Consider the following 12,529-nt stretch of genomic DNA (forward strand, 5'->3'; position numbering starts at 1 on the left):
TCTTGCTCCGGCTTGGGCGCTCGTGCCTTTTGCTGAGGCTGCTGGCCGGGTCTCGCCCCGGCGGGCGAGGCACTTTTCTTTGCTTCGCCAAAGAAAAGTACCCAAAAGAAAGGCGACCCTACTGTCTGCGTCCCTCCGCTTCGCTACGGGCAACCTGCGGTGCTCGGTTCAGGCGGGGTCTCGCTCGAACTCGCTTCGCTCAGACAATCGCGATCCCTGATCCGCCTGAACCTGCGCTCCTCGGCGCAGACAGAAGGGGTGGAGACAGGAATACCAATACGAAATACCAAACAGCCGAAGACAGAAACCCGAATACAAGAAGAAACAAGGACTCGCCATGGCGAGTCCTTGTTGGTATTTGTCTTTGGTATTTAGTCCCCGCACCCGATTGCCCCTTCTGTCTGCGCCGAGGAGCGCAGGGCCAGACGGATCAGGGCAAAAACTTGTTTGAGCCGAAGGCGAGTTGTTTTTGACCCCGTCTGGACCGAGCACCGCAGGTTGCCCCGGAGCGAAGCGCAGGGGACGCAGACAGTAGGGTCGCCTTTTCTTTGCTTACTTTCTTTTGGCGAAGCAAAAGAAAGTGAGTTGCCGCCGGGCAACCCCCGGCCAGCAAGCTTCAGAGGAGGGCGCGCCGTCGGAGCAAGAACCGACGACTAGCCTTCGTCAGGCTCAGAACCCTTAGCCGGCCTAGGAATCTTCTTGAACTTGATCAACCGGTTAGTCTCAATCTTGTCCTTCTTCACCTGCCGCTCGGCATCCAGCAACCGGCCGGCAGCCAGCCATTCGGCGTACTCTTCAGGCGTTTCCAGCGTCACGCGGCCCAGCGTGGCGGAGCGGAATTCGTAGATCACGATCTCGGCGGCTTTTTGCAGGTTGACGCGGCCCTTGGTGAGCACCGCGCCGCGTTTGCGGCCTATCTCTTCGAGCATTTGTTCGTCGGTGATGCCGGGCGTGACCTCGACTTTGTAGCGGGCCTCCAGCAGGCCGGGGTAATTCTTGATGAGGTAGTCGAGCAGCTCGAGCGCCACTTCTTCTTCGTTAAAGGCATTGCGGCCTATGGCGCCGCTGGCGGCCAGGTTGTAGCCGCTTTTGGCGACGATGATGCGCGGCCACAGCATGCCGGGGGTGTCCCACAGATAAAAGCCGTCGGCCAGCACCAGGCGCTGCTCGACCTTGGTGATGCCGGCTTCGTCGCCTGTTTTGGTGGCGCGCTTGCCGGTCAAGGTGTTGATGAGGGTGGACTTGCCGACGTTGGGAATGCCGCAGATCAGCACGCGCATGGGTTTGACCATGGTGCCGCGTGTGGGCGCCAGCGCATGGCAGGCGTCGATGAGGCGGCGCGCGGGTGTGGTCTCGCTGGCGTCGAGCTCGATGGCGCGGGTGTTGGGCAGGCTGTTGTAGTGCTCCAGCCAGAGCGGCGTGCGGGTGGCGTCGGCCAGGTCGCGCTTGTTGAGCACCTTGAGGGCGGGCTTGCCGCTGGTGAGTTCGGCCAGCATGGGGTTGGCGCTGGAGCCGGGCAGGCGCGCGTCCAGCAGCTCAATGACGACATCAATTTCTTTGATGCGCTCGCTGATGGCTTTTTTGGTCAGGTGCATGTGACCGGGAAACCACTGGATGGCCATCGGGATCTTTTCTTTCTGGGGTTTGGGTGTTGGGGCAGGGCTCGGAGGCCCCTGCAATACCCCAATTGTCGCCGCTGTGGCCCCAGGGGCCCCCGTGCCGCAAAATACACGGCATCCCGCGCCCTTTTTTTGTTAATAAATGATTAATCGGCCCTGGGCACGATCAGTGCATGGGGCCTTGCCGCCCCACCCCCCCTCCAAGCGCCCCGAAAGAGACATCCCCGTGCACCTGCTCCTGGTAGAAGACGACGCCATGCTGGCCGAGGCCGTGTGCGATGCGGCGCGCCAGATCGCCTGGACGGTGGACCACGTCGGTGACGCCGGGGCGGCCAAGCTGGCGCTGGTCGACCATGTGTATGAAGCCGTGCTGCTGGACCTGGGCCTGCCGGGCGATTCGGGCCTGGCGGTGCTGCGATCACTGCGCGGGCGGTATGACGTGACGCCGGTGCTGATACTCACGGCGCGCGGGCAGTTGAGCGAACGCATCACCGGCCTGGATGCCGGGGCCGACGACTACCTGGTCAAACCTTTTCAGCTCGATGAGTTGTGGGCGCGGGTGCGCGCCGTGATACGCCGCAGCCAGGGCAAGGTGGTGCCGGTGCACACCTATGGCGATATCAGCCTGGACCGCAGCAAGCGCGCCGTGACGCGCGCGGGCGTGCGCGTGGCGCTGAGCGCGCACGAGTACCGCACGCTGCTGGCCCTGCTGGAGCGCCCGGGCCATGTGGTGACGCGCGACCACCTGGAAGATGTGGTCTACGGCAACACCTCGGCGATTGAAAGCAACACCATCGCGGTTTTTATTCACCAGCTGCGGCGCAAGCTGGGTGAGCACCTCATCACCACGGTGCACGGCCAGGGCTACATGATCGGCGAGGCCAAATCGTGAAGCTCTTTCCGGTCAACTTTCCCGGCAGCTTTCCGGCCAAGTCGCTCAAGGGGCGGGTGCTGTGTGTGCTGGGCGTGACCATCCTGCTGTGCTGGGCCGGCGCGCTCACCGTGCTGACGGTGTACACCCTGCGTGGCCAGAACAGCATCTGGGACAGCAAGCTGCAGGCCATAGGCACCAAGATCCTGATGTCCATCCCGAGCGGCAAGGTCATGCAGCCCTTCGGCCAGCGGCTGCGGCTGCAATTGCGCGACGAAGCCCTGCCGCGCGACATGAACCTCACCTTTCAGGTCTGGACTGAGCGCACCAAGCTCATCGTGGGCGCCCCGGACTCGCCGCCCTCCCCGCTGCAACCGGACTTTGCCGATGGATTTTCCAGTGTCACGATTGAAGGCATCCGCTGGCGGGTGTTCTCTGTGGCTGACAGCACGGGCCAGTTCAACGTGCAGGTCGGCATGCGGCATGAGGTGATCGACTGGGAAATCCAGCGCAAGACCTTTGGCGCCCTGGCGCTCACGACCATACTGCTGGCCGTGGCGGGCCTGCTGATGTGGTTTGCGGTGGGCAAGTCGCTGCGCCCGCTGACGGCGCTGGAGGCCGCCGTGCGCAGCCGCCGCAAGTTTGACCTGACGCCGCTGCCGGTGGCGCAACTGCCCAATGAGATCCGGCCGCTGGTCGACTCCTTTAACCACCTGCTGGACCAGCTGGACCAGGCGATGCAGGGCGAAAGGCGCTTTATCGGCGACGCCGCGCACGAGCTGCGCACGCCGCTGTCGGCCTTGCAGGCGCAGGCCCAGGTGGCCCTGCGCGCGACCACGCTGGCCGACAAAGACGCCGCGCTCGTCAAACTGCTGGCGGTGGCCGAGCGCAGCACGCGCCTCTCAGACCAGTTGCTGGACCTGGCACGCATGGACGCGGGCGTGAACGCGCCGCAAAAAACCCTGGCCGATCTGAGCGAGCTCATCCTGCATGTGAGCCAGGAGTTCGACATGCAGGCGCAGCAGCAGCGGCGCAGCATCATCCTGGCGCTCACGCCCTGCCCGATCGAATGTGATGTCGACGAGATCGGCATCCTCTTGCGCAACCTGCTGGACAACGCGCTGCGCTACACGCCTGAAGACGGGCGCGTGAAGATCAGCTGCGGCTACACAGAAGAAGACGGCAAGCGTCACGTCTGTCTGGAAGTGGCCGATGACGGCCCCGGCGTTCCCGAGGCCGAGCATGAAGCGATCTTCCGGCGCTTTCACCGTGTGGCCGGCAACAACGGGCGCGGCAGCGGCATAGGCCTGTCGCTGGTGGCCGGCATCGCGCAATTGCACGACGCCGCCATCAAGACCGGCCCGGGACTGGACGGCCGGGGCTTTAGTGTACGTATCCTGTTCCCGGTGCCGCCGGCATCCGCCTCAGTGGGGGCTGAGGTGGCGCCTGCGCAACCAGCTTAGGCTGTGTATCCAGCTGCGCCAGACGATTTTTTTCACCAGGTAGGCCGTATCGGTTTGCATGGTTCATGACTCCTTCTGGATTGCCGGATCACCATTTCGGTGCGGGGCCGCGATCCGGCAGCAACGGCCCCGCAAGATTCACACCTGTTTTGCTGCTGAAAACCGGTGATTAAAAACGGTAGAGGTAACCCAGGCGCACGCTGTTTTGCGACGAACGCTCAACCAGCGGGCTGTCTTTGATGCTGGAGCCCAGGGTGGTGGTGCTCAGGTCCAGGAAGATGGTTTGCTTGGGCGCAATCGCATAGCCCACGCGCAAACCGGCTTCCAGGTTCACCGCCGAGCCGCCCTGGTAGAAGGGCCGGCCGGCGCGCACTTCGGCGGCGTTCACGCCGTAGTAGTACGACACATATTTGTCGTCCAGCCGGGTGGCGGCCAGGCGGGGCGTGATGTCAAACGAGCCCGCCTGAAAACGCCGGTCCACCGTCAGCTTGAACTTGGTGCCCTTGCTGTTGCCCGAGGCGTCGCCCAGCAGCTCGGCCGACAGGTTGGCCACGCCGGTGCGCCAGATGGCGGCGCCGCCCAGCCAGATGCCGTCTTTGCGTTCGTCCATACCGGCCAGAAACGGCGAGTCGCCGGCTTCATAGCCGTCCATCGAATAACGTGCGCGCAGGCGGAAGGACACCGGGCCGGCGGACGGCAGCTTCACGTCGACGCTGGGGCCGAAGATGCTGACCCATTTGTTTTCATAGGTGACCAGCGGGAGCGCCTTGGTTTCGTTGTCGATGCCGCGGTAGGGCTGCTTCTCGACGCCGACGGCCAGGCCCAGCCCCCAGGAGGATTCTTCTTTGGCGGCGGGCGCCTGGTTCTGGGCCTGCGCACTTGCAGGCTGCGCAAATGCCGCCATCAGGAAGAGCGAGAACAGCGGGAGCGGCGCGCGGGCCAGCTTGCCTGCGCCTTGGGGCTGCTTGTCCGATTTCTTTGCCGCTCGGCTGGTGAGCGCGCCGGGTTTGGTGGTCTTGCGCGGTACTTGGGCTTGGGTCATCTTCAGGTTCTCCAGGTTAAAAAAAGTAAAAAGTAAAAAGGATTGAGCTTGGTGGTTGAGGGTGAGGGCGTGACGAGAAAAATCACAGCCCGAAAAATTCGCAGGCGGCCTTGGGTGCGTCCAGCGCGGTGGTCTTGCGCCCCAGCAGGCGCGCCGCCCGGGCGTGCGGGTGCGGAATCACATGGCCGCCGCCCTGCACCGAATACAGCACCACCTTGGCATCGCGGCCCGCTGTCCAGGTCTGCTTGACCACCCGCGTGGGGTCGGGAAAGTCGCCGGGCGCGAGCTCCTGCGTGCGGGCCAGGTGGGCGCCGTGGAGACGGGCAAAGTGGTTGGCCGAGGCACGTGCCGACAGCACCTCGCCGCGGTTGCCAAAACCAAACCGCGTGATGGGCCCGCCGTCATAGGGGTTGACGGGGTCGTCGGTACCGTTGACCAGCATGGCCGGCACCGCCTGGCCCTGGGGTGCGGCCACGCTGCCTTCAGGCGCAGGGATGTTGGCGGCGACCACCGCAATGGCGGCGATGCGTGCGGGTGCTTCCTGCGCCAGCCGGAACGCCATATGCCCGCCGCCCGAGTAACCGAACACGAAGACGCGCTTGGGGTCAATGGCGTGCATGGCCGCCATGCTGTCGATGACGGCGGCGATGAAAGCCGCATCGTCAACGCCCTGCATGTGGGCAGGATGGCGCGCGGCCTTGTGTCCGTCGTTCCAGTGTTTGCCACACGCATTGGGGTAGGCCACGGCAAAACGCCGCTGGCCCGCCAGGCGCTCAAAGGCATAACCGGTGGCCTTTTGCATGGCCTGCGCGTCCTGGCCAGAGCCATGAAGCACGATGACCAGCGGCGAGTGAGGTTGCAGGTATTGCGGCGCGTGGGCGATGTAGGTGCGCTCCCGCCCGCCCAGCGCCAGGGTGCGCGTGACGGCTTCGTACACCACATCCAGCGGTGCCCCTGCCGGCACATGCAGCCAGTAAAACGCCACGCTGCCCGCAAACACTGCGACTAGCGTCAATGCCAGGGCAGTCATCAACATGGGCGGCGCCGTCATCAGCTTGCCACTACCAGCGTCGGCGCCGGCAGGCCTTGCACAATTTTTCGACTCAGCATCTGGGCACCTTTCAACAACTGGGTGACCCTGGTGGCCACGTTGGAGCGAATGGTGCCGGTGCGAATTTAAGGAGTTTTTAGCGGTATTAAGAAATCGTTAAGTGCGGTGAAACGAGCGGGCCCGATAAGGTGACAAGGTGCAACCAAAGACGGGGTCACCCCAATGCACGACAATTGGGAAATCCCCGCGTCATCCCGTACGCGCCACACAGGCTGCACCGCTCACGCCAGCGCCCTCCCCCAACACGAGCCCCTATGCCACTGCCCTCAGCCCCCGACCGCAAACCCGTCATCCCCGCCAGCCGGCTCGCAGCCTCCGCCGTGAAGGCCAACAATGAACTGCTGGTCAAAGGCGTGCTGTGCCTGCTGATCGGCGCGGGTGTGCTGGTGTCGCCCTACTTCATCACCTCGCCGGGCATGCAGTCCATCGTGGCGCAATCTTCGCTGGTGGGCTGGTTTGCCGTGGTGCTGGGTGCGGCGTTTGTGGGCCTGTATGCCCGCCGGCGCATGGCGGCTTCCGCCAAACCCTGAAGCGCGCTTGTTTGCCCCAGGCCCATGCCAGAAAGCCTCAGCGACCGCGACGCCGCACTGGCAATGTTCAGTGCACTCCAGCAGCGCGCCGCTGCCGCCGGCATCACCCTGCGCGCACCGCCGCCCGAGCCCGACAGCTGCTGCGGCCGCGGCTGCAACGGCTGTGTGTGGGAAGGCTGGTGGGGCGCGGTGGATTACTGGCGCGAAGAAGCGCTGCTGAAACTGGAGAGTTAACCGGCCGGGCGGGCGTACTCAAGGCGCGCCAGCCACTCGGCCTGGGCCGCCAGCACGGCCTGAGGGGAACGGCCCGTCAGTTGTGCATACACGGCAGGCGCGGTGGCGCCCTCGGTGTTGATGAGCAGCACGTGTGAGGCGGGATTCAAGCCGGTCTGCCTGCGCAGCTCTGGCGAAGCGGCCAGAACGCTGAGCGCCGCCAGCCCCGCAGCGCCTGATTCACCGCTGAGCACCGGCGCATCGCCGCCCTGCCCCGAAGCCAGCGTGCGCATGGCATCCACCGCCTGCTCGTCGGAGACGGTGATGAAGAAGTCCACGGCCGGCTGAAGAAAGCGCCACGCCAATGGCGAGGTCTCACCGCAGGCCAGCCCCGCCATCACCGAGTCGACTGAGCCGGTGGCGGTGGCCGGGCGGCCCAGCCGCGCACTTTGATAGAGGCAGTCGGCCTGCTCCGGCTCGACCACGATGAAGTTCGGCCGGCGCTCGCCGTAGCGCTCCCAGAAATAGCTCACGACGCCTGCGGCAAGACCACCCACGCCGCCCTGCAGGATCACATGGGTGTAAGGGCAAGAGGGACTTGCGGCGGCAGGACCGGACTCCAGCAGCTCATCCACCATGGCGGCGTAACCCTGCATCACATCGCGCGGAATCTTTTCGTAGCCCTCATAAGAGGTGTCAGACACCACCTGCCAGCCATTGGCCGCCGCCAGGCGGGCGGCTTCCTGCACGGACGCATCGTAGTTGCCGCTGATGCGCACGATCTCGGCGTCCAGGGCGGCGATGGGCGCTTCGCGCTCAGGGCTGACATGCGCGTGCAGCACGATCACGCAGCGGCAGCCCACGCTCTGCGCGGCCGCCGCCAGCGCGCGGCCGTGGTTGCCGTCGGTAGCGCTGATGACCACAAAATCTTTCAAGTCTTGGGCATGGCGGCCGGCCAGCAGGTCTTGCGGCTGGAAGTGTTTGCCGGGCCAGCGGCGCATGATGAGGCGCAGCAGGGCGACCGGCGCGCCCAGCACCTTGAAGCTGCCCAGCGGCGAGCGCGCTGACTCATCCTTGATGCTGAGCTGCCCGATCTGCAGGCGCTGCGCCAGCTGCGGCAGTTGCCAGACCGGTGTGGCGCCGGGGTTGAGGACAGTCCAGTGTGAAAGCCAGTGCCGGCTTTCGCGGGCTTGGGCTATGTTCATGATGTGATGCAGGGCCGAGTTATAGGCACCGCGCCGGGCCAGCCGGTTGTGGGTCAGCATAAAAAAGTCTTTCGTGGCGGAATCAATTCGGCAAGCGGATGCGCGCGATCTCGGCAAAGTAGCGCGCACCTATGGGCAGCAGGCTGTCGTTGAAGTCGTAGCGCGCGTTATGCAGGGGCGTGCCGCCAGTCGCGCCGGTGTCGCCATTGCCGATGAACACAAAAGCGCCCGGCACGATGCGCAAAAATGCGCCGAAGTCTTCTGAAATCATCATGGGCTGCACATTGCCGTCCACCTTGCCGGCCCCGGCAACGGCGGTGGCCGCCGCCAGGGCGGTGGGCACACACTCGGCCCAGTTGACGGTCGGCGCGAATTCATGGGTGTACTCAAACGTGCATTCGGCGCCATGGGTGCTGCAGATGCCGGTGCTGACTTCACGCATGCGTTTTTCGAGCAGCGCCTGCACGTCGGGCGAGTAACTGCGCGTGTCGCCCTTGATGACCACGTTGGACGGTATGGCGTTGCGGATGCCGTCGGTGATGAACTCGGTGCAGGAAATGACGGCGGGCAAGCTCGGGTCCAGCGAGCGCGAAACAATGGTTTGCAGCGCCAGCACGATCTCGGCGCCAATCACGATGGGGTCCACGCCCATGTGCGGGCGGGCGGCATGGGTGCCGCGGCCTTTCACGTGGATGACAAAGTTGTCTTCACTGGCCATGATGCCGCCGGTGCGCGTCGCAAAGCAGCCGGCGGGCAGGCCCGGCATGTTGTGTGCACCATAGATCTCGTCGACCGGAAAGCGCTCGAACAGGCCGTCATCCATCATGGCCTTGGCGCCGCGCCCGTGCTCCTCTGCCGGCTGGAAGATAAAGCGCACCGTGCCGCTGAAATTGCGCCGCTCGCGCAACAGCCGGGCTGCGCCCAGCACCATGGTCATGTGGCCGTCGTGGCCGCAGGCGTGCATGCGGCCCGGCGTCTGCGAAGCGTAGGCCCGGCCCTCAGCCGCCTCGGTGATGGCCAGCGCGTCCATCTCGGCGCGCAGGCCGATCACGCCTTTGCCCTCACCCACCGTCAGGTTGGCCACGAGGCCGGTACCGCCTATGCCGCGGTGCACCTCCAGGCCCAGCGCGCTGAGCACGCTGGCCACATAGTCGGCGGTGTTCACTTCCTCAAAGCCGGTTTCGGGATGGCGGTGCAGGTGGTGGCGCCAGCGCAGCAGTTGCGGCTCGAAATCAGCGAGGGTCATGACGGGCTCCGGTGGGTGTGGAGGAGTGATGCATGGTTTGATCTTAGGGATCGTGATTGAGACAATTTATCGATTGGGCGCAGAATTTGGATGTTTTGATGCATCAGAATCATGTTTTCGGGATAATTTCCCACACCCTTTACGTTCCCCCTCCGCCCCTCCATCCCCTTCCCACTTCACCAGCTTGTGAGGCCCCGCATGACACTGGACCGGCTCGACACCCAGATCCTGAACCTGCTGCAGCAGGACGCAACCGTGCCGCTGCGCACGCTGGCCGAACAGGTGCACGCCTCGCCCGCCACCTGCCAGCGGCGCATCTCCCTGCTCAAGGCCAGCGGGGTGCTGCTCAAAGAGGTGGCCATCGTCGACCGGCTTCGCGTCGGCCGGCCTTTGACGGTATTTGTCTCCGTGGAGCTGGACAAGCAGAACGACGCGCTGCTGCGCAACTTCGAGAAGAAGATGGCGGACGAGGGCGACGTCATGGCCTGCTATGAAGTCTCCGGCGAGTTCGACTTCCTGCTGATCGTCAACTCGGCGTCGATGGAGCGCTACCACGCGTTCACGCGCGAGGTGTTTTCGTCCAACAACAACGTGCGTAATTTCAAAAGCACCTTCGCGATGAACTGCTCCAAATTCGAGACCAAGATACCGCTGGCAGAACCGCAGGCGTGAATCGCTCCTGATCTAATAGAACGCTATGTCTGTTGGCCCAGCAAGGCATTTTTCAGTGCACCGTCCGCCGGCTGCGGGCCCAGCCACAGGCGCAGCATCACGCCAAAGGCTTCGGGCTCGCTGAAAGGCTCGCCACGCAGCTGGCCGTTGATGCGGATGGCCGTGCCGGCCCCCGGCTGCCAGTCGATCTGGAAACTGTCCCCGGCTGCCAGTTGTTTCTGCCCGCCCAGGATTTCGCCCAGGCGAAACAAGAGGGGCGCCAGCCGCAAAAGCTCTTCGTCGCTTGCATTGGCCAGCATGCCGCGCGCCAGCAGATCACCCATCTGGTCGGCGCTGACATCGCGCAGCATGACCACACGCAACTGCTTGGCGCCGGCGTTGGCCAGCACTGCGTCAGGTGTGGCGAGTTTCTGATCGAGGTAGAGGCCCGCGGTGTAAAGCCCGCTTGCGCCCTGGCGGCGAACGCCTGCGCCGTTGAGCTGCAGCGTGGCCGCGCCGGACTGCAGTGTGGGCTGCCAGGCGGCTCCGGGCCGTTCAGCGTCGGCTGCGTGAAGAGGCGCCGCGGCGAAGAGGAAAGGCAGCGCACATGACAGGGCCAGTGTGGTGAAGGAAAGATGTTTCATACATGCCTTTGACGTGCAGAGCAGAAGCGCTCTGAAGAAAGGCTAACAGTGGGCCCACCCTGAAATTAGGGTGTGCACTCTGTCATCGGGGTTTCATCTTTTGCTGCGCAGTGTGACGCGCACAGTGGGTGTCAGTCCGGCGTCAGGCCTTGCACCAAACGTGTACGGTGAACACGAATGACGCGAAAAAAATCACCACTCGCGCACCAGCAACGCGCCGCTTGCGCGCGTGGCGCACCGAAGTGACTCAGATCGCAACAGCCTCTCGGCCCGGCATGCCCAGGCGTTCGGCCGACACATACTGTTGCCGGTACACCTCAAACGGCATGGTGTCCGAGGCTTCGATCTTTTTCTGCTCCTGGATGGAGGATTCCGTCAGGGCGGCAAAGCGGGCGAGCTGCTCTGAAGTAAGCGGCTGCGCCTGCAGGATGGCCTGCGTCTTTTGCGATTGCGCGCGCACAAAGCTGATGAAGGAGTTGTCATGCCCGGCCGCCATGGCCGCCAGCACGCGGGCCGAAGGCAGGGTGGAAGGATCCAGCAGCGCGGCGCTGGCCGACGTCAGCGTGTCGCTGTAAAGCGTGCCGCCGTGGGCGGCATCGAGTGCCGCCGCAATCGGTGCGCACTGGGCCACGACTTCGGCGCCCCAGCTTGTCAACGTGACTTCCTGCCCGCCGCGCTTGAGCTTGAGCCCCGGCTCGCGGCCGCGTGCCGCTGTCTGGTGCTGGTTGTGCTTGAGTTCGGCGATCTCCTGCGGCGTGTCGCGGGGGCTGTCGCTGAGCAGGCAGTGCAGCAAAAACACATCGAGAAAACGCATGGTCTGCGCGTTGATGCCGACGGTCTCGAACGGGTCCAGGTCCATCAGGCGCACTTCGATGTATTCGACGCCGCGCTCGCGCAGCGCATGCAGCGGGCGCTCACCCGGGAAGATCACGCGCTTGGGGCGGATGGTGCCGTAGAACTCGTTTTCGATCTGCAGCAATGTGGTGGCCAGCTGGTTGTAGTCGCCGCCCGGGTTGCGGATGCCGACGGCTTCGTAAGCCGGGTAGGGGCGCGTCAACGCGTCTTCCAGCGAGGCGCCGTAGCCGTCCAGGCTGTTGTAGCTGACGGCGAGCGAGGCCTGCGCGTCGCTCTGGTAGCCCAGGCGCCCCATGCGCAGCGAGGTGCCATAAGGCATATACATGGTGCCGTTGTTCAGGGTTTGCAGCTCGTGCTGGCGGCCGGCGACAAAGCTTGAACACACGGCGGGCGACGCGCCGAAAAGATACAGCAGCAAAAAGGCGTGGCGGCGGAAGTTGCGGATCAGCGAGAAGTACTGCTCGCTGCTGACCCCCGGCAGCGACCAGTTGTAGTGGATACCCGAGATAGTCTGCATGCGCCGGCCGTAGCGGTGCGACAGACCCATGCGGTAGACGCTCTTGGCGCGCCCGACATTGGACGAGCCGAAGCGGGCAATCGGAATGGTTTCGTCGGTCGGCAGGCCGCAGGGCATGCTGGAGACCCAGAGCATCTCGTCACCCAGCGCCTTCATGGTGCTGTAGGTGAACTGGTGCAGCTCGGTGAGCTCCTGCAGGGTGTCTTCGGGCCTGGCGTGCGCGCCGGTGACGAGCTCGACCTGCGATTCGCTGAAGTCGGTGGTGATGCTGGGGTGCGTCAGGGCCGAGCCCATGGCGGCCGGGTGCGGCGTAAGGGCCAGGCCGCCGCCGGGCTGGGCGCGCAGGCTTTCTTTCTCGACACCGCGGCGCATGCCCTGAAGGCGCGCCGGGGTGAGCGCGTTCAGGCGGTCCTGTAGCGGGCCCGCAGGCACCTGCAACTTGGTCATATCGTCATTCCCCCAGAGTCTTGAATTGGCGTGGAAGTTATCACAGCGCGGCGCTTTGCGCTGGCGCCCTGGGGCTTGCCAGCACAGTCCGGGTGGGGTCTGGCGGCAAGCGCGT

General features: G+C 64.7%; 12 protein-coding genes. 5 read left to right on the forward strand and 7 right to left on the reverse strand.

The genetic code is table 11. The features are described 5' to 3' along the window. Positions 1-653: 653 nt before the first annotated feature. A complete protein-coding gene (ylqF, locus tag BM408_RS03600) occupies positions 654-1,622 on the reverse strand; it encodes a ribosome biogenesis GTPase YlqF (protein WP_092126910.1) in 969 nt (322 codons plus the stop codon). A 223-nt stretch (positions 1,623-1,845) separates the two neighbouring features. Between ylqF and BM408_RS03605 the strand changes: the two genes are divergently transcribed. Together BM408_RS03605 and BM408_RS03610 are read left to right on the forward strand one after the other, a co-directional pair. Then, entirely contained in the window at positions 1,846-2,511 is a 666-nt protein-coding gene (locus BM408_RS03605) for a response regulator transcription factor (protein WP_092126912.1), read from the forward strand. Beyond that, a complete protein-coding gene (locus tag BM408_RS03610; protein WP_092126914.1) occupies positions 2,508-3,953 on the forward strand; it encodes an ATP-binding protein in 1,446 nt (481 codons plus the stop codon). Before BM408_RS03605 ends, BM408_RS03610 begins: the two co-directional genes overlap by 4 nt. A gap of 169 nt (positions 3,954-4,122) precedes the next feature. Here BM408_RS03610 and BM408_RS03615 read toward each other — a convergent pair whose 3' ends face one another. Both BM408_RS03615 and BM408_RS03620 read right to left on the reverse strand, forming a co-directional pair. Beyond that, complete coding sequence (locus BM408_RS03615) at positions 4,123-4,995, reverse strand: MipA/OmpV family protein (protein ID WP_254774690.1); 873 nt, start codon at positions 4,993-4,995, stop codon at positions 4,123-4,125. Between the two features lie 82 nt (positions 4,996-5,077). After that, positions 5,078-6,031 (reverse strand): CE1 family esterase, encoded by a 954-nt coding sequence (locus tag BM408_RS03620; RefSeq protein ID WP_175541666.1) that lies wholly within the window; start codon positions 6,029-6,031, stop codon positions 5,078-5,080. Positions 6,032-6,360: 329 nt separating this feature from the next. Here BM408_RS03620 and BM408_RS03625 point away from each other — a divergent pair, with 329 nt between their 5' ends. Both BM408_RS03625 and BM408_RS03630 read left to right on the forward strand, forming a co-directional pair. After that, complete coding sequence (locus BM408_RS03625) at positions 6,361-6,636, forward strand: hypothetical protein (protein WP_175541667.1); 276 nt, start codon at positions 6,361-6,363, stop codon at positions 6,634-6,636. A 24-nt stretch (positions 6,637-6,660) separates the two neighbouring features. After that, positions 6,661-6,870, forward strand: coding sequence for an oxidoreductase-like domain-containing protein (locus BM408_RS03630; RefSeq protein ID WP_092126918.1), 210 nt, complete (start codon positions 6,661-6,663; stop codon positions 6,868-6,870). Here the strand turns inward: BM408_RS03630 and BM408_RS03635 are convergent. Together BM408_RS03635 and BM408_RS03640 are read right to left on the reverse strand one after the other, a co-directional pair. After that, entirely contained in the window at positions 6,867-8,114 is a 1,248-nt protein-coding gene (locus tag BM408_RS03635; protein ID WP_092126920.1) for a diaminopropionate ammonia-lyase, read from the reverse strand. The two genes, BM408_RS03630 and BM408_RS03635, sit on opposite strands and share 4 nt — an antisense overlap. Positions 8,115-8,136: 22 nt before the next feature. Continuing rightward, entirely contained in the window at positions 8,137-9,300 is a 1,164-nt protein-coding gene (locus tag BM408_RS03640) for a M20 aminoacylase family protein (RefSeq protein WP_092126922.1), read from the reverse strand. Positions 9,301-9,498: 198 nt separating this feature from the next. On the opposite strand from BM408_RS03640, the gene BM408_RS03645 reads away from it, so the two are divergent. Then, positions 9,499-9,972 (forward strand): Lrp/AsnC family transcriptional regulator, encoded by a 474-nt coding sequence (locus tag BM408_RS03645; protein ID WP_092126924.1) that lies wholly within the window; start codon positions 9,499-9,501, stop codon positions 9,970-9,972. Between the two features lie 23 nt (positions 9,973-9,995). Here the strand turns inward: BM408_RS03645 and BM408_RS03650 are convergent, their stop codons facing one another. Both BM408_RS03650 and gshA read right to left on the reverse strand, forming a co-directional pair. After that, positions 9,996-10,595: a chalcone isomerase family protein gene (locus tag BM408_RS03650; RefSeq protein WP_092126926.1), complete on the reverse strand. Its 600-nt coding sequence runs from the start codon at positions 10,593-10,595 to the stop codon at positions 9,996-9,998. 247 nt (positions 10,596-10,842) lie between these two features. Continuing rightward, positions 10,843-12,414, reverse strand: coding sequence for a glutamate--cysteine ligase (gene gshA, locus BM408_RS03655; RefSeq protein WP_092126928.1), 1,572 nt, complete (start codon positions 12,412-12,414; stop codon positions 10,843-10,845). Positions 12,415-12,529: the final 115 nt, after the last annotated feature.

The organism is Polaromonas sp. YR568 (genome assembly GCF_900116715.1).
Lineage (GTDB): Bacteria > Pseudomonadota > Gammaproteobacteria > Burkholderiales > Burkholderiaceae_C > Polaromonas.

Bases quoted from the DNA above. Each gene is read 5' to 3' on its own strand.
- ylqF (WP_092126910.1), bottom strand. From the start codon at position 1,622: ATGGCCATCCAGTGGTTTCCCGGTCACATGCACCTGACCAAAAAAGCC.
- BM408_RS03615 (WP_254774690.1), bottom strand. From the start codon at position 4,995: ATGACCCAAGCCCAAGTACCGCGCAAGACCACCAAACCCGGCGCGCTC.
- BM408_RS03620 (WP_175541666.1), bottom strand. From the start codon at position 6,031: ATGTTGATGACTGCCCTGGCATTGACGCTAGTCGCAGTGTTTGCGGGC.
- BM408_RS03625 (WP_175541667.1), top strand. From the start codon at position 6,361: ATGCCACTGCCCTCAGCCCCCGACCGCAAACCCGTCATCCCCGCCAGC.
- BM408_RS03630 (WP_092126918.1), top strand. From the start codon at position 6,661: ATGCCAGAAAGCCTCAGCGACCGCGACGCCGCACTGGCAATGTTCAGT.
- BM408_RS03635 (WP_092126920.1), bottom strand. From the start codon at position 8,114: ATGCTGACCCACAACCGGCTGGCCCGGCGCGGTGCCTATAACTCGGCC.
- BM408_RS03640 (WP_092126922.1), bottom strand. From the start codon at position 9,300: ATGACCCTCGCTGATTTCGAGCCGCAACTGCTGCGCTGGCGCCACCAC.
- BM408_RS03645 (WP_092126924.1), top strand. From the start codon at position 9,499: ATGACACTGGACCGGCTCGACACCCAGATCCTGAACCTGCTGCAGCAG.
- BM408_RS03650 (WP_092126926.1), bottom strand. From the start codon at position 10,595: ATGAAACATCTTTCCTTCACCACACTGGCCCTGTCATGTGCGCTGCCT.
- gshA (WP_092126928.1), bottom strand. From the start codon at position 12,414: ATGACCAAGTTGCAGGTGCCTGCGGGCCCGCTACAGGACCGCCTGAAC.